Here is a 21677-nt window from a genome sequence, read left to right as displayed (position 1 = left end):
GTTTGAACCCGTACGAATTGAATTTTCGCAGCAATAGGAAAGAGGGCGATAGAAGTCTGTATTCATCAGACTTCTATCGCCCTCTTTCTAATTTGAAACGTTATGGCATCAAAAATGGTGGAGATCCCGGTGAATGTCCCGAAGCAAAGTCCAGTAACGGGATCACGTAGGCGATGGCGATGGAAAGTGTCGCCAGAGCAACCCAGATTGCCCAACGGTCCATGAACAACGGGGATGCATCTTTTTTGTTGTAATCTTCGCCAATCGGAAAATCCGTGTCTCCTTTTGGTGCGATAAAGGCAAGTTGGATCCAGATGTATACCAGCAAGAGGATGCCGATAAACAGGATGACTCCACCCATAGCCATCAACATTTCATACAGCGCCCAATCCGATGCGGCACTGTGTCCGTTATATGTTGTGTTTGCCGTCCGGCGCGGGCTTCCAAGCAGTCCATTAAAATGCATCGCACCGGACATCAGAAGCATTCCGCTTGCCCAGACAACTGTTTGGGCAAGAGCTAAACGATTGATGGTTTTCGTCATTTTTCTTCCAGATAGATAAGGAATCAGCCAGTAGGAAATTCCGAAAAACGTCAGCATAACCGTCGTCCCCACAGTCAAATGCAGGTGTCCGGTGACCCAGATCGAGTTGTGGACAACTTGATTGACCTGATTGCTGGCATTGATGATTCCGCCCAGTCCAGCCGGAATGTATGCCAACATGGCGACAATCAAAGCGAAGAAACGAGCATCGGACCAAGGGAGGATTTTCCACCAGCCCAATAAACTTGTGACTCCTTTTGTTCTGCCGGCACGCTCCATTGTAGCAAGCATCGCAAAGGCTGTCATAAGGGATGGGAAGATGATCATGAACGTTTGGATGACATGCAGGAATTTCAATTCCACGGACAATCCTGGATCAAGAATCTGGTGATGGAAGCCACCGGGTACGTTGGCGACCACCAGAATGACCACGGCGACTCGGGCAAGCGAATCACTGAACACCTTCCCACCGATAATTTTTGGCATTGAGACATACCAGGCGGAAATGGAAGTCAGCATCCAAATATTAACGAGCGTATGGCCGAAAGCCCAAAACATGGTGCGCCCGATCATGGGATCGATTGTCGGGACCCAGCCAAACGCCCAAGGGATAACCATCCCCACCACAAACACAGCGATGAAGAGGGACGCAAAGACCCAAAGAACAAAAACGGCATTGGAGAAAAATGCAAAAAGCGGCGTCAATTCACCGGGATTCCGCTTTCTCCAGCTCTGGTAGGTGATGAACATACCCACACAATTTAGCAGGATTCCAACAACCAGCAAGGCCAGGCCTACATAAAACCAAGGATTTGCCTGCATGGGTGTATAGAATGTGTAGAGCACATTGGCATCTCCCGAAAGGATGAAAAATGCGGCAATTACAGTTCCGGCTGTCATCAATCCAAAGCCAGCCCATCCGAAAGCCACTGTTTTATCTGCGAGGCCACCCAGTACCCGCGATGTTCCAGCATATAGATAGCCAATACTGAAGAAAGAGCTTAACACCAGCACCAGCAAGACGCCGTGAGCTGTCAGCAAAGCATAATAGCTGATCCAGGAAGGGAGTTCCAAAAAACCGCTTCGGACAAAGCCCTGCAACAAACCGGCAGCACCGCCGATGACTAAGGCGATAAAGGCAATCGATAAATTGGCGATGGACAAGCGGGAATCCCTTTTTGAAATCCCAGCGATGGCACCTGCCGTAACTGCTTTCCCTTTATGGCGGATTGGTACGTCAGTTATGTGCGTCATTTTTTTCCCTACTTTCTATTCGTATGATTATGGTGAAAATAGCGGCTGGTGCTGATCAGCCAGCAGCTCAATTGACGGTAATGGTATTTGCCATGAACTCGTGTCCCAGTCCGCAGTATTCATTGCACAAAATCAAGTATTCTCCCGCTTCGTCGAAGGTATGGCTGACTTTCGAGATATGTCCCGGAACGACCATGACATTGACGTTAGTGTCGGTGATTTTAAAGCCATGGGTCACGTCAGGAGAAGCCAATGTGAAGTGGACAGTTGCACCGGCTGGGATTTCCAGATCTCCGGGCTGAAAAGCAAACATTTCGGCAACGATGGCGATTTCGTATTCGTTATCGCCAATTTCTGTCAGTTCGGCATCTGCGAAGAGTTCAGATTCCCGTACCTCTTGTGGATCCATCATCTCAGCATGGCTTGGCGGCCCCATTTCGAGATAAAAGGTTTGGATTGCTAAAATTGCCAGGAAGACTACGAGAATGAGAGAACCGATAATCAACCAAAGTTTTTCATAACGATGAATATGCATGAATGACAAACCCCTTTCTGATTTCTTTGCTGGAAATGCTTTTAATTGCGTTCTAAAAATAAAAGGAAAACACTGAACCAGGAGAGAATCATGAAGACAGCTATGATCATGACGGAAACAAACGTGCCACTCAAAGAAGTTTCATCATATTTTTTGCGGCCTTTGTGGTTCTTATTTGTGGAAGCCGTATTCTTCATATTAAAATCCTCCTTTCCTTGTTTTTCATAACGAATTTTTCATAAGCTGGAAAATAGGCTTTTTGTTGCTAAAAACTATACAAAACATAATTATCTTTATGGTAACAAATATTCAGATAATTTAGAAGACTTATCGGCGTATTTCCCGATAGACGATTGCTAGCCCACTTTCTAATTGGCTGAAGATCTTTCTAGTTCTTTATCGTAACGGAACTGAATGTGAAAATCCTTGAGCTGCATCAAGGAAAAAAACCTGCAGCTGGATAAATGTCCAGCAAAAAAAAACAATCTTTCAAGTTAGAAAAAGACACGGATTTCTCTGTTGGCTTGACAGTTTTTTCTTTTATTTAAAATTCTTGATGCAGGTCAAGAATCTGCAGGCCAAAATGGTCTATAATGAAGGTGTGAATAGTACGGACAATTCAGTTAATGTATCCTGCATTTGACGGAAGCTGGATTGGATGGTAAAAATCAGGTTCTGTTGATGCTGGCTCCAAGAGCAGGGACAGAAAATAACTCAGTCTGGAGGAGATTCTCATGCTGGTAATTATGTCTTTAGTGCTTATCGTAACGGCAATCCTGACTCTTATCATATCTATTGAAGTGAGCGAGACCGATGAGGGAAATTAAAGCGTTGCCGATGGACTCTTGAAGATCGGGAATTGAAACGTCCGCAAGAACCTGTAAAAACTAATGCATAAAAAAGAGAGAGGCGGTTGCCGGTGCAGCTCAATCTCTTCTTTTTGTCGCCAATGCACTACCGGAATCGAGGTTCCTGGACAGTAATAGAGATAAGGAGATTGACTGAATGGAAGTTTGGGATGTATTCGCTCGAACAAGAACCCCCCTTGGCAAACAACATATACGAGGTCAGGCGGTGCTGCCAGGCGAATACCACCTAGTGGTGGAAATCTTCACTTTCAACGAAGATGGCAAACTATTGATTACGCAAAGAGATCGGGTCAAGACCCCCCCTTTGCTGTGGGAGTGTACAGGCGGATCGGTGACCGCTGGAGAAACCAGTCTTGTTGGAGCGGTCCGGGAGCTTAAAGAGGAAACCGGACTCTGTGCAAATCCCCAGGAACTGCATCTTCTCGGGAGCTTAAAGAAAAATGCTTATTTCTTGGACAGTTATCTGTGGAAAAGTCCGAAGAACTTCGAACTGGCGGATTTAAGATTGCAGGCAGGAGAAGTATGCGGCGCGAAATTCGTTACACTGGCAGAATGGGAAGAAATGAATGAAAAAAAGTTGGTTGTCCCGGTAGTATGGGAGCGCTTTAGTCTCTATAAAAATGCAGTAAGAGAATTGATTGGGAAAATGGAACAGTATGGAAGCTGAAATAAGGGAGTGGTTTTTTTGATGCCGCAACACCAAAAAACATATCCAGCTCCTTCACCTCCAAAGCACATCCTTTCTGCGGCAGCTATTGTCCTCAACGATCAAGGTGAAATTTTGCTGATTAAAGGTCCGCGCAGAGGATGGGAAATGCCAGGAGGACAAGTGGAGGAAGGGGAATCTTTGAAAGAGGCTGCAGTGCGGGAAGTAAAAGAAGAAACAGGTATAGAGATTGAAGTAGTGAAATTTTGTGGGGTTTTTCAAAATGTCGAAGATTCCATCTGCAATACGCTCTTTTTGGCGAAACCTATCGGAGGCATCGAAACGACGTCTGCTGAAAGCTTGGAAGTTGCCTATTTTCCAGTGGCACTAGCATTGGAACTGGTGACCTGGAAGAATTTCCGGCAAAGAATTGAATATTGTCTGAATGATATGGCCCATCCGTTTTACATAGAATTTTAACGAATGCATGAGAAAAATTATCTGCACAAAAAAGTCAGGAGCATCCTTGCCCCTGACTTTTTTTGTTCTCATCAACTGAAGTTACTCCTCATCTTCAAGATCTTCAATCAGCCTTTTCATTTCGGCGATTTCCTCCCGTTGCGCTTCGATAATCTGATCTGCTAGTTCGCGTACACGGGGATCTGAAATATCCGCTCTTTCACTTGTCAGAATGGCAATCGAATGATGTGGGATCATCGCTTTCATCCAACCCGTGTCTTCAATCAGCACCTGGCTGCGGACAAGCCACAAAGAAAGGGCGAAAACGACCGCGCTTCCTGCGAGAATCGCAGTGTTGATTTTTTTGTTTTTGTACATGGGCCACATGAATAACATCATGACGACCGCCATGATGGATCCCATGATCAAGGCCATGTAGACTCTCGTCTCACTAGACGTCACGTGATCAACTTGAAAAACATTCAAATACATCAACCAGTACATCAAAAATGTGGAAGTTCCGATCATAATGCCAAATTTCAAATAAGGATTCATCAGGTGTTTTCCTTCTTTTCCAGATTATTTACATATAAATGGGTTCTTTCTATCTGTATACCATCGATAAAGCACAATAAACTTCATAGAAACTGCACATTTTGTCTTTCACTGTCAGCAGGGTACAGCGATGAATAAATGAATTAGTGCAAATTGAAAGCAGGAGATAATGGTATAATTATTCCAATTAGGAAATCGACTGGAGGCTCGTAATGGAAATTTCTACAATATTGGCCTATTTGAGAGAAGAAAAAATCCTTCCTTCTGCCGACTGGAAATGCACAGCTATGAGCGGCGGGACAATGAGTGAAGTCTATCTTTTGCGGTTGGAAATAGGCATGCCGGTCGTTGTCAAAATAAATGAAGAAAAAGTAACCAAATCAGAAGCGGAATTTCTTTCGTTTTATCCTTTCCTTTCACTTTTGCCGCGACTTGTGGCAGTTGATCCCGTATATCGATTCATAGCCTATACCTATATTCCAGGTTCCACGGACAATGGGTCTGGCGGTAATAAAAAAGAGCTTCTCCAAGCGCTTGTCAGCGGATTGATCAATCAGTATCTGCCTGTATATTCGGGTAAAGGCTGGGGAAGGCAGGATGCGCCCGTGAGATCCTGGCAACAATTCTTGATGGAAAGAGTGAAGGCTTCTGAAGAAGTTCTGAACGCCTACCTAAAAAAGAAAGATTTGAGTATTGTATCACCATCGACAAGAGACCTAACGCAAAATTCGCCTAAATCTATTCCTTATTTAATCCACGGCGATTGCGGTGTCCATAACTTCATCCTTCATGAAAAAAGGCTCGCAGGTGTCATCGATCCGACGCCGGTACTTGGGTGGCCGCATGATGATTTGATCTATGCATTCTTTTCGACGCCGCATGAACTGACAAAAGAAGCGCTGGACGCTGCTTTCGAAGTTTTCACCTTGCCACTGCCCGACAGGCAGCAGCTATACATGGAAGTACTGATCGGCTTGTACCAGCGCTTAGCGATTTGTGTGAAACACCATCCAGAGAACTTCCATGCATATCTTCAGGCTTGGAAATATTGGGAGGGAATTGTTGGAAGAGAGCCGCTTTCTGTCAACAAAACAGAGAAAAACAGCAGTCCGATAAGTTCAGAGAAGCTATAGGTAAAGGAGAGTGGCAAATGAAGGAGAAACTGATTTTCTCATTTTTGGTCATATTGACGACCGGCTTGATGGGGTCTTCCTTTGTGGTGGCTAAAATGGGGTTAGTTTACATATCGCCGTTGTTGTTAGCAGGATTGCGCTTCGTAATTGCCGGGAGCATCATGTTGTTTTTCGTCCGAATGTTCAAAAGGAAGCAGCCCGCCCACCGAGGCGAATGGGGGAAAGTGATACTGATTGGCGCTGTTCAAACGGCTGGCGTCATGGGAGCGATTTTTTTAAGCTTGCGTACCATTACGTCCGGCGAATCGGCCATTTTAACTTTCATGAATCCTTTGCTGGTCGTAATTTTTGGGACATTGGTGATGGGGGTCCGCTACCGGATGGTCCAGTGGACGGGGGTGCTGATCGGCTTTATCGGTGTTTTCATTGCGATGGGAAGCCATTTGGCGATTGAAATCGGCACGTTTCTGGGATTTTTGAGCGCCGTTTTTTGGGCTGCCGGAACGCTTTTGATCAAAAAATGGGGCAAGTTGTTCGATATATGGGTGCTGACTGCTTACCAGATGTTTTTCGGTGGCCTCATTTTGCTTGTCGGCTCGGCTTTACTTGAAACTTCCCGTCTTGTCATCAATTCCAACTCCATTTCGATTCTTTTATGGCTATCCATCCCTGCCTCTATCATCCAATTTACCGTGTGGTTCTATTTGCTGCAAAAAGGCGATTCTGGAAAGGTCAGCGCTTTTCTGTTTTTGGCTCCTTTGTTCGGGATCCTATCAGGTTGGTTGGTGCTAGGAGAGCAGCTCGGCTTGCCTTTACTGGTCGGCGGCAGTTTAATCTTCGCTGGCATTTTTCTGGTGAACTGGCCAGAAAAGCAGGTGCCGGTAAAAGTCACTGTTTAAATCCAGCAGAAATAAGTTTTCAATAATGTCTTATTGGAATACCCGGACAATAATTCTGTTGCACGATTTGAATTGATTGCCTTGAAGAAACGGCTTGAAACAGAGGTAGAAAGCGATTAGGAAGGGAAGCAGCTCATCATGGTTAACATCATTGGAGATAAGATTAGATTGACACAAGCATCAACGGCCCAGCTGGACGAACTTTATTATTGGCGCTTTGAGGAAAAGCGGCAGGAAGCAAAAAAATGGAACGGACCCTATATTCCGGAAACGCGGCTAAACAAAGAACAGCACCGGGAAAAATGGCTGGAAGAGGAGTCGATCGCAAGCGGAGTGCCCGCGTCACTCATCATAACAGCTGATGAAAAAACTATCGGTTACGTCGGCGCTTATTGGGTGGACCAAAACACAAACTGGCTTGAAACAGGCATCGTCATTTATGACACTGCGTACTGGAATGGGGGATATGGAACAGAAGCATACCGGCTATGGATTGATTTTCTGTTTGAATTCACCGATCTGCATCGGCTTGGCATGTCCACTTGGTCGGGAAATGACCGGATGATGAAAGTCGCTCAAAGGCTCGGAATGAAAGAAGAAGCCCGCATCCGAAAAGCGCGTATGGTAGAAGGTGAATATTATGATGCCATTAAGATGGGGATATTGCGTGAAGAATGGATAGTGCAGTGTAAATGAGCAGAACGTACTGGACATAAGTAAATTAGAAAACCCTGAATGGGATCACTGTTGCGTGAAAACCATTCAGGGTTTTTGATTGAAAATCCTATACTCTGCAATTATTTGAAGTTAAATGCTGACTTGACCATTGTCTCATAATCATCAACAATAAAGTTGCCTGCTTTACCAGTTAAGTTTTGTTTGGTATGTTCGATCGTCAGTAATTGGCGGTCCGGTGACAATTTGAACGAAGTAGGTTTTACTGGAATTTCAGTACCGTCTTCCAACTCAACCATGAAGCTGAAGAAATCAGCTATTTCTGTCGCATTGTAATCAGCCAAAGCGGGTTCTGTCAATGTAATTGCAGTAGAAGTGGCTGAAACCACTTTTACACTTGAAGCTTCCGGGTAATAGAACCAATCTGTTGTTGTATCGATTGTTTTGTACAACAGGTTGGCATATTCTCCGCGTGTAATATTGGTATAGGTTCCATATGAAGTAGGCGTTTTACCTGAAGTGATCCCTGCGCCATATAATGCTTCGATATACGGTTTGAAGACTCCGCCAACATCAGAAAATGGAGTCGTTTGCTGATACTCTTCCAATTCAAATGCCACTGACAGGAATTTCGCCATTGCACCACGGCTTAATGGAGCGCCCGGCTGGAACTCAGTTTTTGTTACGCCTGAAACTATGCCGACTTCAGCAAGAGCATTTACAGATCCACGAACACGGGTATTCAAATCTTTGAAGCCTGCATCTTTAGCGGTATCGGTATCCAAAAATAACGTATTCGCTAAAATGACCGCAGCATCGCCGCGTGTTAATGGCTCATTTGTACCGAACTTTGTTGTGGTTTTCCCATTTATAAGTTCTGTGATATAGAAGAACTCTACTGCTTCTTCGTAACGGTCTCCGACATCAGTAAAAGGGTGGAGAGAAGAAGCGGATGCAGGTGAAGCGATGGTCATGGCTGCAACTACTACAGCAGCTGCTGTATAAAAGAATTTTTTGATTGTCAATGAAGTATCCCCGATCTAAATATAATGAGTGCTGTTTTTTGATAAACTTTGAATAATAAAACGACTTGGATAATTGTTCCTTTCTTTCAATTTCTATTCACTAAGCTGAAATTATTATAGCGGATTACTATTCTATTTGTATAGTAATTTTTTCAATTAATTGCTAGTTATTTGTGAATATTTGTTGTTTAGTAAGATAAAGTCTAAATACCTATTAATAATAGGTTGAATAGATATACTTATCCATTCGATTAACGCAAGTCCCTTTCCGAGCTTTGTAGCATTAAATCTAATGGTAAAAGAGAAGATATAGACTGGAAAAAACTTAATGAATGAGATTTATTGGTGAACGGTATGTACATAGTATCTAACTACAAAAGACGAAAAACCGTGTGTACATGCAAACGGTTTTTCGTCTTTTGATATCATAAAGCAACTAAATCTAAACCGCGAAATACGCAATGACTGACAGCAGAATGGAAGTGATCGTCATCGCAGCAAGCGGCAACATGGCGCGTTCGCGCAAATCCCGCAAGCTGACAGTCAAGCCGAGTCCGACCATCGCAGCCGTCAGGAGCCACGTAGTCAATGTCGAAACAAAGTCACGCCAGGCATCCGGAAATGGAACTGAGTGGCCGAAGACATAGCTGCCCAACACACTCAACAAGATAAAACCTGCAAGAAACCACGGGAATTCAATTGCAGTTTCTGTTTTCTGATCTTTGTTTTTACGCTTCATCAGAAAAATGAAGATAAAGCAAAGTGGAACAAGCAGAGAGACGCGGCCCAATTTCCCTAACAAGGCCATTGCCAGGCCGTCTTCTCCAGCCGGTGCTCCGGCTAACGCCACATGGGCGATTTCATGGAGACTGATGCCGACCCACATGCCGTATTCGATGTCGTCAAGCGGCAAAAACGGGCGAAGAATAGTGTAGGAGATGGCGAAGACCGTTCCAACCAGGGCGATGATGCCGACGCCGATGGCTGTGTCTTCGTCTTTTGCTTTGATGATCGGGGCGATTGCGGCAATCGCTGCCGCTCCGCATACCCCAGTCCCGACACCGAGCAGGAGAGAGATGGTCTTATCAGCTTTAAAGCGTTTCGCCAGCCACACCGTCAGCAGGATAGCGAAGGCGATGACGACCATGTCCCGCAGCAATAACCCCAGTCCGTCACTTAAGACGGTATCGATATTCAATTTCAGTCCGTAAAGAATGATGGCGACCCGCAACAGACGCTTTGAGGAAAAGGTGATGCCCGAGCGGACGGCATTTGGATAGCCGAAAATCTGCCGGTAAAAAACCGCGAGGATGATGGCACAGGCAAGTTGCCCGACCTGGTCGAAGCCAGGCACCTGAGCTAACAGGTAGCCAAGAAAAGCCAATAGAAATGTAAAAAGAACGCCGCCGATCCAAGCTGTGGCCGGTGAAGTCCATTTGGAATTGGAATTGGAATGGGTAGGTTTATGGGTATTTGCAGACATGGGAAGACCTCCTGCAATAAGTATAGAAAAATGCTATACATTAGTAAAATAAGTATCTAATATAGTTATGATAAGTAAAAGCATATACAGAAGGAGGATGAAAATGGATCAGCGCTTGGAAGTATTTCTGAAAGTAATCGAAAAAAAGAACTTTTCTAAAGCCGCCGAAGAACTTCATATGACACAACCTGCCGTCAGCCAGTATATCCGTTCTTTGGAAGAAAGCACGGGTGTCAAATTACTGGAGCGGACCAATAAATACGTGCGCTTGAACAAAGCAGGGGAAATTGTCTATCACCATGCTATTGAAATCAAAGAACTTTACACAAAAATGAACCACCTTCTCGATGACCTGACCAATAAAGCGAGCGGTTCGATCGCCATCGGAGCAAGCTACACATTCGGGGAGTACCTGCTGCCGCAAATAATCGCAGAAGCGAAAGAGCAATTTCCGGACATCAAAACGACTGTCACGATCGGCAACACCACCACCATTGCCGGCCTTGTGCTCAGTCACCAATTGGATGTCGGCATCGTGGAAGGACATTTTAAAGGTGTGCAGGAATTGAAGACCGAGCCGTTCGCAGAAGACAGAATGGTCGTAGTCGCATCCGCCGACCATCCATTGGTTCAACGCGTCAAGCCCATAAAAGTGGAAGAGCTGATTGAAGAAACCTGGATATTGAGGGAACTTGGCTCCGGCACAAGGGAGGCGTCAGAAAATGTCTTTAAGCAATTTTCAATAGAACCCAAGTCCCTGATGCATTTCAGCAGTACACAACCGATCAAAGCCATGGTCGAGGCGGGTATGGGCATCAGCCTGGTATCGGAATGGGCGATAAAAAAAGAACTGCACTACGGAGACTTAAAGGTAGTGGATGTAGAAGGATTGCCTTATACAAGAGACTTTTCAATTGTGACAAGATCTCCGTTCCGAACAAAAGCCCTTTCTGCCTTTCTGGATTTGTTGAAGGGCCATAAGGAACTGATGGATTTTAAGATTTTATAAAATCATTCAGCGTATTGTTGTTCGTATAGAATTATTTTATGAACGGTTATATTCTGATGATCTTTCTTCGATTATATTTTCCAGCTTTATTATATGGTATTATTGGTAAAAAATTAAAAATAAATAAGCAGATAATACCATTTCAACAGAGGAGGGCTATATAATGGCTGAATTTTAAAAAGGGAGAGTATGAAAATGAAAGATATGATTGGCGTTATATTTGTTCTCCTGTCATTTTGGGGTTTGAGTGGATGTGATTCTGGATCTTCTGAAGTGGTGGGGCCCAAAAATAATGAATCGGTCAATCAAAAAGAAAACTTCCGTCTCGAAATTTTACATGCTGAAAATAGTAATGCTTCAATTACTTACACCGGAGAAGAAAAAGAAATCGATGTAAACCATGCGGGAACTCACTTCATCTACTTCAACTATTATAAAGACGGTGAAATGTTGACCACGGGGACAAGAATCGATATGAGAAGCAGGGCTACTCTTATACGAAACGAACCATTAGTAATAGATTTCGATGAAAGTGAATTAGCAGAATTTGAACCCGGTGAATTTGAAATAGAAGCGGTAGCGGAATTTGGAGTTGGGGAAGATTTAACAGAGGAAGTTAAATATGAACTTTTTGTTTCACGTACGTTATCGCTTCTCGATTAGTCAGACTGTCAAATACAGTTTTTCTATTTCATCAAAGAAAAACTCCTTCCAAAAATTCAGTTCTGGAAAGAGTATCTTTAAAACTCCTACTCTATTCGTTTGGTCTTATTCAACAAACTCAATTTCGTTCGTCTCCTGCAACGTGGCAAAATTGCTCAGTAGGCCATTATGATGATCGATGATTTGCCCAGCGCTCATCTTTTCAGAATCCCAGGTGCCGTGTGCGTCTTTGGCAAGAGTCACGTGAAATCCTAGGTTGCTGGCGCTGCGTGTCGTTGCATCTATACAATACTCAGTTTGGTTGCCTGCGATTACAAGGTTCTGGATGTCTTTATTTTTCAATATCTCCAGTAGCTTTGTCTCATGAAAGGAATCGGGCGTCCATTTCTGGACAACGGCATCTTCTTCTTCGGGAGTGATTGATGGATGGATTTGCCAGAAGTCGGTGCCTTTTACAAGGCCAGGGTCGTTATGCTGTACATAAATTACGGGAACGTCGGCTGAACGCGCTTTTTTGATCAGTGACTGGAGATTCTCGAGCAATTGTCCGCTTTGATGGACAGGATTCGATTGGTCGAACATTTCGTTTTGTGCATCAATGATTAGTAAAGCCGTCTTAGACATTGGACAGTCTCCTCTTCATTTATTCGTTTTCCTTATTTTATAGAGGATACAATAACTTGTATAGTGGCTGTCGTTAAATATGAAAACAGACTGATTGCTGCAACTTCGGTCAGCTGTCTTAACCAGTCATTCCATAGCAAGGCAGTAAGGTTAAAGATAACTTTTATTAGTTACATAAACTGGTATATTTAAAGAATAACCGAACCTTAAGTTCGAAGTTAATCTGAGTTAAATAACGCATTATTGGAGGAAGCAAGATGAATGGATTTGGGAAAACAATAGTAGGGATGCTGATCATCGCTGGCATTCTTTTTGTATTTTTTGGTGGAGCGCTTCATATTTTAAATACAGGAGATGTTCATTTGTTTGGCTTCTTTGGTGCAATCATCATTGCGCTGATAATTTTCTTTGTTTTTATTATAGAAAACAGAAGCGGCAAAAAAACGGCTGTTTGGATTTCTTTAGTTTTAGTGGGTGGAGCAGCCTTCGCAGTTCCTCATTACTACAAAGAAAGTTTCGAGAAAGTGAATGATACAGAAGTGGACCTCTTTGCCTATGAGCCATTTAAAGAAAGTGAAGACCTGGCGAGATTGGAAGGGGATGCTTCTTTCCAAATAGAAGGGGAAGTGCCGATACTGGATGGGGCAACGGCTTTATATCCGTTATTTGCAGCATTTGCGGAAGCAACTTATCCGGTAGGTGTATATGAACCTTATAAAGGGCCGGTCGCTACTACGACAACTCCATCTGCCTATAGCCGTCTCATTGAAGGGAACGTCGATTTAATCTTTGCTGCAGAGCCTTCCAGCGGCCAAATACAGGCGGCTGAAAAAGCTGGCGTTGAACTGCAAATGACGCCAATAGGACGTGAAGCCTTTGTGTTTTTCGTCAATGCCCGCAATCCCGTAGATAATTTATCGAGTGAAGATATTCGGAAAATCTATTCAGGGGAACAGGGGAATTGGAAAGCGCTTGGCGGGAAAGATGATGAAATCCGTCCTTTCCAGCGGCCTGAAGACAGCGGCAGCCAGACCATGTTCATTAAATTCATGGGAGATACCAAAATCACTGAACCAGAAACTGAAGAAATAGCTGAAGGGATGGGCGGGATGATAGAGGAAGTGGCGAGCTACCGGAACTATAAAAATGCAATTGGCTATACTTTTCGCTACTATTCCACCGAGATGGTCGGCAATGAGAAAATTAAGTTGATTTCCATTGATGGCATTGAACCGAGCATCAAAAATATCCGTTCAGGCAGCTATCCGCTGGCTTCTGAATTTTATGCTATTACCGCGGGAACAGAAAATCCCAACGTACAGCCATTCATTGACTGGATCCTTTCTGAAGAAGGGCAACTATTAGTGGAGGATACAGGGTTTGTGCCAGTCCGGTAGAATTCCGATAAAAGAGAAATGGGTCTGGTACCGGCCGGGATAAAAATATATCGAAAAGGTTCACAAACTATTAATTGACAGGCTATTTTGATAAAATTAATTCAACACAAACAACTCCTTTTTTATTGGTTTTTGCGTCAAATCAACCATACAAAAAAGTTCGAGTTGTTTGTTTTTTTGTCTTAAAACTACTTTATAAGCTGTAAAGCGGAGTTAAATCGGGACCGATGGCAAAATGCAAAGGAGATGATCATTTTGCAAAAATACGTGATGGAATTTCAAGAAGTGGAAGAAAATGATTTGCTGCTGGTGGGTGGGAAAGGCTTGAATTTAGCAAAGTTGGCGCAAGTTCCGGGCATTCGGGTGCCGGCAGGATTTTGCATTACGACTGCCGCTTACAAGCGCATGGTCAACGGCAATCCAAAAACTGCAGAATTAATGGAGCGTTTGGCAGCGCTTGAATCCTCAGATGCAGACGAAATCCGATTGATCAGCGAAAAGTTAAGAAAAGCCATCGAAAGCACGGAAATTCCGGCGGAAATAGAACAGGAAATCGCCGACTCTTTTGAACAGCTGGGAAGCAAGTTCACCTATGCGGTCCGGTCAAGTGCGACGGCGGAGGATTTGCCGACGGCGTCTTTTGCAGGACAGCAGGATTCGTATTTGAACATTCACGGGAAAGAGCAGCTCTTGCGGCATATCCGAAAATGCTGGGCTTCCTTATTTACGGAACGGGCAGTCGTTTACCGCATCCAAAACGATTTTGACCACCAGAAGGTCCATTTATCGGTTGTCGTCCAGCAAATGGTTTTTCCTCAAGCTTCGGGAATACTGTTTACGGCTGACCCAGTCACTTCCAACCGCAAAGTGGTATCGATTGATGCAAGTTTCGGTTTGGGTGAAGCACTCGTCTCAGGCATTGTCTCCGCAGACAATTACAAAGTCCGGGAAAGGCAAATCATCCAAAAGACGGTTTCCGTGAAGAAGCTTGCCGTTTATCCGTCGGACAGCGGTGGAACGGAACAACGGGAGGTTCCTCTCGAACAACGTGAACAGCAAGCGCTATCGGATGAACAGATTCTGGCGCTTGAGGGCATAGGTCGGAAAATCGAAGCGCATTTCGGACAGCCTCAGGACATCGAATGGTGCCTGGTAGACGAGTCGATCTATATTGTGCAAAGCCGGCCGATCACCACTTTGTACCCGTTGCCGGAAACGAGTGACGGAAAGTATCGCCTCTATCTGTCCGTCGGGCACCAGCAGATGATGACCGAGCCGATCAATCCGCTTGGCATGTCGTTTTTTGTTTTTCTTTCCAATTACAATTTGACACAAGCTGGCGGACGGCTATTCATGGATTTGTCGCCTGAGCTTGCTTCAGTTACTGGGCGGGCGATTATCGTGTCGTCGCTTGGAAGCAACGATCCGCTGATGAAAGATGCATTGACCAATTTCATGAAGCGAAAACCGCCGTTCTCGAAAGGAAAGCGCATGTATAAATTGGGGAACGAACTCTTTACGTGGAGATTTCCGGTGGAACTGCTGAAATTGTATCGGAAAAATGACCGCAGGCTGGCCAGTCAGCTCATCAATTATAATGAGGCTTCTATCCGCTCACTCGAATGGCGCATTCAAACGGTTTCAGGAGATAGATTGTTCGAGTTTATTGAAGAAGACCAAGAACAATTGAAAAAAGAAATTTACAATCAGGAAAGCTTTGGCGCCATTATGGTTGGCATCTATGCGGTCAACTGGCTCAATAAACAAATGGAAAAATGGCTGGGGGAAAAGAATGTCGCAGACACCCTTAGTCAATCGGTGGCCCATAACGTGACGTCCGAAATGGGGCTTGAACTTCTGGACGTAGCGGATGTGGTGCGAAATTATCCCGAGGTACAAGCATATTTTGAACACCCCCGAAAAGAAACGTTTTTTGAAGACTTGGAAAAAATGCATGGCGGAGCGGCGGTCAGTGCAGCTCTGAAGGAGTATCTTGAGAAATATGGCATGCGCTGTGCGGGTGAAATCGACATTACGAAAACGCGGTGGAGCGAGGATCCGACAATTCTGGTTCCTGTTATCTTGGGCAATATCAAAAACTTCGAGCCGCAAGCGCATGCAGCCAAAGTGGCAGAAGGCAAACGGAAAGCCAAGCAGAAAGAACAGGAATTGCTGGAGCGCTTGGCCAAGCTTCCGTGGGGCGAGAGAAAAATAAAACAAACCAAGCACATGATTGGTTTGCTGCAAAACTTCCTCGGGTACCGTGAATATCCGAAATTCAATTTTATCAAACGCTATTTTCTTTATAAGCAAGCATTGATGAAAGAAGCTGTTCTGCTCTGTGAAAAAGGGGGCATCCAAACGCCGCAGGATGTTTATTATTTATCATTTGAGGAATTCCGGGATGCCGTCAACGGCAAGAACATAGACCAACAGGTGATTGAAAAGCGGAAAGCGGACTACCGCTATTACGAGAAATTAAAAGCGCCACGACTGATGACTTCAGAAGGAGAAGAGATTTTCGGAAGCTATCAAATGGATAAGTTGCCAAGCGGCGCAATTCCAGGCATCGCGGTCTCTTCCGGCATCGTTGAAGGGCGGGCGAGGGTCATCTTGAAAATGGAGGACGCCCACATCGAACGGGGGGATATACTCGTAACGGCTTTTACAGACCCCAGTTGGACTCCGCTATTCATTTCACTATCAGGGTTGGTGACGGAAGTGGGCGGCCGGATGACACACGGGGCGGTCATAGCCCGGGAATATGGCCTGCCGGCTGTGGTCGGGGTGATGGACGCCACGAAGACCATTAAAGACGGACAGAAGATTCGCATTAACGGTTCTGAAGGCTATGTGGAAGTGCTGGAAAAGCAGGCGAAAAAAAGTCCTATTCAATAAAGTACAACCATATGGTAAAACGCTTAAGCGAAATACAAGCTGTAAGGCGGGAGATATAATGACGAATTCTGAAGATTATCCAACATCCAATAAAAGAGATGGACAGCTTGTATCCAAAAGCAAAAAAGGAAAGATCAAAAAAGTCCTGTTGTATATGTTGGTGCTGATCGGCACATTGGGAGGGATCTTAATTTTGTTTATCAACATTCATCCCGGTTTTGGCAGCAATCCGAGCAAAGAACAAAAAGACGTATACAAGACCTTTGATAACTATGAAGATGGCAAGTTTGTCTATCAGCCTTCAACTATGGAAACTGTCAGCGTAGAGATTCCTTCCACATCTGCGGAACCCGATACAACGGATAAAGAAAAGCAGCCGGCTGGACAACTGCCTGTCTCTGAAATTGATTGGGATAAAATCAATGGCAGTGAAGATAGTCTGACTTGGCTTGGCCATTCAGCCTTTATCCTGAGCCTGGATGATAAAAAAATTCTGGTTGATCCCATGCTGGGTCCCACCGCATCCCCTGTTTCCTTTATAGGGCCAAAACGCTACAGTGAAGATTTCCTGGGGAGTATAGACGAAATGCCTCCTATCGATGCAGTGTTCATTACGCATGATCATTATGACCATTTGGATTATCAGTCCATAAAAAAACTGAAGAGCAAGGTCAGCCATTTTTTTGCTCCTCATGGAGTAGGCAACCATTTAATCCAGTGGGGGGTCACAAAAGAAAACATTACCGAAATGAATTGGTGGGATGAAACCGAATACCAAGGATTGACGCTGGCTTTAACGCCAGCTGATCATTTCTCTGGAAGAGGGATTTTGAATCGAAACTCGACTCTTTGGGGAGGGTGGGTCATTCTTGGAGAACAAACCCGATTCTATACGAGTGGGGACGGCGGGTACGGTACGCATTTTAAGGAAATCGGTGATAAATACGGACCTTTTGATATCGCTTTAATAGAAGGCGGACAGTATGATGAACGCTGGCCAGACTCGCACATGCTTCCGGAAGAATCCGTACAGGCCAATATCGATGTACAAGGCAAGCAGATGATGTTAGCCCACTGGGGTGCTTTTACGCTAGCGCGGCACGGTTGGACAGAACCGATAGAACGGGCGTCCAAAGCGGCAAAGGATAGTGATGTGAAGCTGATGGCTCCCAGAATTGGTGAAACGATTCGACTGGATGAAAACGCGCCTGTACCCGTTTCAACCTGGTGGGATTGAAAGTTCTGGAACCATTATGGGATGAAACTGGTTATGCATGTATGTTATAAATGAATAGGTGTCTAGAAAATGCGGCAAACTTGAACTTTAGTTTTTACTGCAATGGATTGAAAGGATGATTTTTTGTTTGATTTTGAAAGTTTTGATTGGGAAAGCCTGCTGTTGAAGGCAGGATTGGTTGCGGCGCAAATAATCGGTATTTTAATTGCTTTTGTTATTGTGCGGGCAATCGGAAACAAACTGATCAATCGATTTTTCACTAAATTGACGGGCAAGGGAGATGTCACAAAAGGCCGGGCATTGACGCTGCAGACTTTATCGGAAAATGTTTTCTCCTATGCACTGATCTTTATCCTTGTCGCAACGATATTCAATATATTTGGCTTATCTGTAGCGAGTCTGATTGCCGGGGCAGGAATTGTCGGTTTGGCGATCGGCTTCGGGGCTCAGGGTCTCGTCAGCGATGTAGTCACGGGTTTTTTCCTGTTGCTCGAAAAGCAGATTGATGTCAATGATTATGTAACTGTCGGAAGCATCGACGGCATCGTGGAATCGGTCGGCTTGCGGACCACCCAACTCCGCAGTTTCGATGGTACGCTGAATTATATTCCGAATCGGGACATCACGACTGTCAGCAACCATTCACGCGGAAATATGCAGGCGCTCGTGGATATTGGCGTATCTTATGATGAAGACATCGATAAAGCGATTGTTGTCCTGCAAACAGCCTGTGAAAAGGTCGCAGCAGAAAATGAAATGATCGTTGAAGGACCCGATGTAATCGGTGTACAGGCGTTCGGTGCATCCGATGTCACACTGAGGATCATCGCCAAAGCCAAGAGTGGGGAGCAATGGGCAGTAGAACGCCATTTGCGTAAAGCCATTAAAGAAGCTCTGGATGCCAATGATATCGAAATCCCCTACCCGCATCAGGTCAATATCCATAAAAACATAACTATGCAGGAAAATTAACTGTACGAAAATAATTTTTATGAAGAATGGATAAAGCAATCGGAACTAATCCGATTGCTTTTTTTGTAATAAATCTAGATTAATAATTTTTTAACTATTCAGAAATATATGCTATCATAAAGTAATTAACCTTCTAACTAATCGGTTAAATAGGCGAATACCAAGGATAGATGCGTTTATTGAGCAACCGAGGATCAGTCCCATCCTCAAGAAAAAAGGAGTTGGTGACCGTGGGAGAAAAAGCAAAAACAGTGCTATTTGAAATCGAACGCAGAAACTCCACTGAGGAAGATTCATATTGGGAAAAGTTCGAATTGCCTTATGTAATGAATATGAATGTCATTTCTGCTTTAATGGAGATCCGACGGAATCCGGTAAATAAGGAAGGTGAAAAAACGACACCCGTCACATGGGATATGAACTGTTTGGAGGAAGTGTGCGGTGCTTGTTCGATGGTCATAAATGGTAAGGCGCGCCAATCTTGTACCGCTTTAGTGGATCAATTGGAACAACCGATTCGGCTGCAGCCGATGAAGACATTCCCAGTTGTCAGAGATTTAATCGTTGACCGCAGCACCATGTTCGATACATTGAAAAGGCTTAAGGCATGGATTCCGATTGATGGAACTCACGATCTGGGAGAAGGGCCGCGCATGCCGGAACGCAAACGGCAATGGGCGTATGAATTGTCCAAATGCATGACCTGCGGTGTCTGCTTGGAAGTATGTCCGAACGTCAATGAAAAAAATGATTTCATCGGCGCTGCGCCTATTTCTCAGGTGCGGTTGATGAATGCACATCCCACAGGTGCAATGAATAAAGATGTACGTTTGAATTTATTGATGGGCCCCGGCGGAATCCAAAACTGCGGCATGGCTCAAAACTGTGTAGAATCCTGTCCGAAAGGGATCCCGTTAACGACTTCCATCTCTGCTATGAACCGGGACACCACAGTCCAAATGTTCCGCAATTTCTTTGGAAGTGATAGGATGGTCGAGTAATAGTAGAATTAGCGCGTAAAGCGGTAGGAATGACTCAATCGGATGAAGAGGTTTAAAAAATTACCCCCAGTGTATGAAAATGATGCTCATAGTTTAACTTGAGCTTCCCAAGTTGCAGCAATTAACTTTCGAACAGTAGCTGCAGCCAATAATTATTGAATTCAAAAGTGATCAAACAATCAATTTGAATTTTACTTAACACGGAAAGAAGAGGCTGCTCAAGGCTTATCTTCTTTTCTTTTTTTATAAATAGCATCTTCTTGAGCGATTAAATTTTTCGAACAAGGATTTCTACGGAAAAATTATAGTGAAGGACTTTCAAGAAATTCGGGGTAAACGGTCTATGGAACTCAGCGGTATCGACTGGTTTTGGGGACGATACACCTATTGTAACCATTTTTCTGAGAAAGCGTCTAACTGTTTAAAGCAACAGTAGAAAAGGGGGCCACAATGATGAAAAAGATTCTCGTATTGATCGGCCTGCTGCTTTTATTGTCTGGTTGTGGAACAGATGAGGAGCCGCTTAAGGAGCCACTGGCAAATGAAGAGGATCCATCAGCTGCAAGCGGAGCAGGGGATAAAGAAGCAGTGAGGGGCCGTGAAATTCTTGTGACACTTGAACAGACTGCAGATCCGGTAAAACGCAACGAAGCGGCAGCAGCTGTGAAGGAATCCTCTGACTTCAAAGAAGGTTATTTAGGAGAACCGACAGAAGAACTTGCCGAAGACATGGCAGTTCAGCAAATCGAAGCAGAAGCGGTGTTTAAGGCGGTGGAGGACATATACAAAGGAAATGAGGGACTAGAGAAAGCGGGTGTTATATTCCTGGAAAACCAGACATCCGGCGCAAACCAGTCAGGAGTCTGGGTAGGCATCAAGAATCCCGATGAGCGGATTGGGGAGCTTGCCGCGATCTTGCAGAAGCAAGTCGACGCTGGTGAAATTCTGGCAGAACCGATTTACATCTATAAGAGTGCCCATACCCGATCTGAACTGAATGACCTGATGTATCAGGCAGGGAAAATTGTGAAACCGATGGCGGAAGCCCATCCAAATCCTGAATCCGTCTCTTATTCTATTTCTGCAGATACCATAACAGGCGCTATCGAGATTGGACATAACTTTTTGACAGAAGCGCAGATTGATGAACTGAAAAATGCGTTTCCAGAACGTGAAGTTATGATTGAACAGGAAGGCATCATGGTGCCGGCACCGGGCGAACCGACCGTTAAGTATCCCGAACCCGCCATGACAGTTGAGCCATCGAGTGAAGGAAGCTATATCATAGATATGGAGGAAGACCGTTTCCTCGCAGTTGAAGCTACACCAAAAGACTTCAGTGAAAATGGAGGGCAGGATGAATTTTATTCGGCGGTCCACTTTGAATTCAAGGATGCTGCTAATTTGTTGGAAGTCGGCCAGCGTGTCAAAATAGAAGCAGCCGGACCGATTCTGGAATCATATCCGGGACAAGGACGCGCTGTGTTTGTGGAAGTATTGCCGACCTATCAACCGAAATCTGCTGATTTGACGGAAGCTGAAGTAGTGAAACGGGCATTGAAAGGGATTGACCAGCTGGAGTTCGGCATACCGGCCATCCGTTCTGTCACTTACCATGCTGCGGAAGATCATTGGTCGGTTGCGTTCAAATCATGGGAGCAGGAAACCGAATTAACGATAGAAGATGAAAAATAGCAGACAAATGTCTGCTGTTTTTTTGAACGAAGTAAAGGTAGAGGATGATTGGTTTGAGGAAGAATTCATTCACTGATAGATAAGGGGAAACAATCGGCCATTCC

At 44.6% G+C, this 21677-nt stretch carries 20 protein-coding genes; 13 read left to right on the top strand and 7 right to left on the bottom strand.

Annotation, left to right across the window (positions count from 1 at the left end):
* Positions 1-100 precede the first annotated feature (100 nt).
* From ACRC6Q_RS09770 to ACRC6Q_RS09760, 3 genes are all read right to left on the bottom strand, one after another.
* On the bottom strand, positions 101-1798 hold the full coding sequence (locus tag ACRC6Q_RS09770; protein ID WP_223639140.1) for a cbb3-type cytochrome c oxidase subunit I: 1698 nt from the start codon (positions 1796-1798) through the stop codon (positions 101-103).
* 67 nt (positions 1799-1865) lie between these two features.
* Positions 1866-2333 (bottom strand): cytochrome c oxidase subunit II, encoded by a 468-nt coding sequence (locus ACRC6Q_RS09765; RefSeq protein ID WP_298829148.1) that lies wholly within the window; start codon positions 2331-2333, stop codon positions 1866-1868.
* Positions 2334-2374: 41 nt separating this feature from the next.
* Complete coding sequence (locus tag ACRC6Q_RS09760; protein ID WP_223639134.1) at positions 2375-2530, bottom strand: cytochrome c oxidase subunit 2A; 156 nt, start codon at positions 2528-2530, stop codon at positions 2375-2377.
* Between the two features lie 808 nt (positions 2531-3338).
* On the opposite strand from ACRC6Q_RS09760, the gene ACRC6Q_RS09755 reads away from it, so the two are divergent.
* Positions 3339-3869, top strand: coding sequence for an NUDIX hydrolase (locus ACRC6Q_RS09755; protein ID WP_431466445.1), 531 nt, complete (start codon positions 3339-3341; stop codon positions 3867-3869).
* Positions 3870-3890: 21 nt separating this feature from the next.
* Positions 3891-4328: an NUDIX hydrolase gene (locus ACRC6Q_RS09750; protein WP_223639381.1), complete on the top strand. Its 438-nt coding sequence runs from the start codon at positions 3891-3893 to the stop codon at positions 4326-4328.
* Between the two features lie 81 nt (positions 4329-4409).
* On the opposite strand, the gene ACRC6Q_RS09745 is transcribed toward ACRC6Q_RS09750, so the two are convergent.
* Positions 4410-4862 carry a DUF305 domain-containing protein gene (locus tag ACRC6Q_RS09745; RefSeq protein ID WP_431466444.1) on the bottom strand — a complete coding sequence of 151 codons (453 nt, stop codon included), beginning with the start codon at positions 4860-4862 and terminating at the stop codon, positions 4410-4412.
* A 212-nt stretch (positions 4863-5074) separates the two neighbouring features.
* Between ACRC6Q_RS09745 and ACRC6Q_RS09740 the strand changes: the two genes are divergently transcribed.
* From ACRC6Q_RS09740 to ACRC6Q_RS09730, 3 genes are all read left to right on the top strand, one after another.
* On the top strand, positions 5075-5995 hold the full coding sequence (locus ACRC6Q_RS09740) for an aminoglycoside phosphotransferase family protein (RefSeq protein ID WP_431466443.1): 921 nt from the start codon (positions 5075-5077) through the stop codon (positions 5993-5995).
* Positions 5996-6012: 17 nt separating this feature from the next.
* Positions 6013-6894, top strand: coding sequence for a DMT family transporter (locus ACRC6Q_RS09735; RefSeq protein WP_431466442.1), 882 nt, complete (start codon positions 6013-6015; stop codon positions 6892-6894).
* Between the two features lie 138 nt (positions 6895-7032).
* A complete protein-coding gene (locus tag ACRC6Q_RS09730) occupies positions 7033-7590 on the top strand; it encodes a GNAT family N-acetyltransferase (RefSeq protein ID WP_431466441.1) in 558 nt (185 codons plus the stop codon).
* A gap of 101 nt (positions 7591-7691) precedes the next feature.
* Here ACRC6Q_RS09730 and ACRC6Q_RS09725 read toward each other — a convergent pair whose 3' ends face one another.
* Positions 7692-8594 carry an S-layer homology domain-containing protein gene (locus ACRC6Q_RS09725; RefSeq protein ID WP_223639119.1) on the bottom strand — a complete coding sequence of 301 codons (903 nt, stop codon included), beginning with the start codon at positions 8592-8594 and terminating at the stop codon, positions 7692-7694.
* Positions 8595-9036: 442 nt separating this feature from the next.
* Entirely contained in the window at positions 9037-10077 is a 1041-nt protein-coding gene (locus ACRC6Q_RS09720; protein ID WP_431466440.1) for a YeiH family protein, read from the bottom strand.
* A 103-nt stretch (positions 10078-10180) separates the two neighbouring features.
* Here ACRC6Q_RS09720 and ACRC6Q_RS09715 point away from each other — a divergent pair, with 103 nt between their 5' ends.
* Positions 10181-11086: a LysR substrate-binding domain-containing protein gene (locus ACRC6Q_RS09715; protein WP_431466439.1), complete on the top strand. Its 906-nt coding sequence runs from the start codon at positions 10181-10183 to the stop codon at positions 11084-11086.
* A gap of 195 nt (positions 11087-11281) precedes the next feature.
* Positions 11282-11749 carry a hypothetical protein gene (locus ACRC6Q_RS09710; protein ID WP_431466438.1) on the top strand — a complete coding sequence of 156 codons (468 nt, stop codon included), beginning with the start codon at positions 11282-11284 and terminating at the stop codon, positions 11747-11749.
* Positions 11750-11854: 105 nt separating this feature from the next.
* Here ACRC6Q_RS09710 and ACRC6Q_RS09705 read toward each other — a convergent pair whose 3' ends face one another.
* A complete protein-coding gene (locus tag ACRC6Q_RS09705) occupies positions 11855-12373 on the bottom strand; it encodes a cysteine hydrolase family protein (RefSeq protein ID WP_431466437.1) in 519 nt (172 codons plus the stop codon).
* Positions 12374-12630: 257 nt separating this feature from the next.
* Here ACRC6Q_RS09705 and ACRC6Q_RS09700 point away from each other — a divergent pair, with 257 nt between their 5' ends.
* The 6 genes from ACRC6Q_RS09700 (at position 12631) to ACRC6Q_RS09675 (ending at position 21573) form a co-directional block, all read left to right on the top strand.
* Positions 12631-13770, top strand: a complete 1140-nt coding sequence (locus ACRC6Q_RS09700; RefSeq protein WP_431466436.1) for a PstS family phosphate ABC transporter substrate-binding protein — start codon at positions 12631-12633, stop codon at positions 13768-13770.
* Between the two features lie 255 nt (positions 13771-14025).
* Entirely contained in the window at positions 14026-16668 is a 2643-nt protein-coding gene (ppsA, locus tag ACRC6Q_RS09695; protein WP_431466435.1) for a phosphoenolpyruvate synthase, read from the top strand.
* Positions 16669-16822: 154 nt separating this feature from the next.
* Positions 16823-17905: an MBL fold metallo-hydrolase gene (locus ACRC6Q_RS09690; protein WP_431466552.1), complete on the top strand. Its 1083-nt coding sequence runs from the start codon at positions 16823-16825 to the stop codon at positions 17903-17905.
* 123 nt (positions 17906-18028) lie between these two features.
* Positions 18029-18877 (top strand): mechanosensitive ion channel family protein, encoded by an 849-nt coding sequence (locus tag ACRC6Q_RS09685; RefSeq protein WP_431466434.1) that lies wholly within the window; start codon positions 18029-18031, stop codon positions 18875-18877.
* Between the two features lie 230 nt (positions 18878-19107).
* Positions 19108-19878 (top strand): succinate dehydrogenase iron-sulfur subunit, encoded by a 771-nt coding sequence (sdhB, locus tag ACRC6Q_RS09680; protein ID WP_431466433.1) that lies wholly within the window; start codon positions 19108-19110, stop codon positions 19876-19878.
* A 453-nt stretch (positions 19879-20331) separates the two neighbouring features.
* On the top strand, positions 20332-21573 hold the full coding sequence (locus tag ACRC6Q_RS09675) for a DUF3221 domain-containing protein (RefSeq protein ID WP_431466432.1): 1242 nt from the start codon (positions 20332-20334) through the stop codon (positions 21571-21573).
* Positions 21574-21677: the final 104 nt, after the last annotated feature.

It is taken from the genome of Planococcus sp. SE5232 (assembly GCF_050686535.1).
In the GTDB taxonomy this organism is placed as follows: domain Bacteria; phylum Bacillota; class Bacilli; order Bacillales_A; family Planococcaceae; genus Planococcus.
This window is presented reverse-complemented; position numbering and strand designations above follow the sequence as displayed.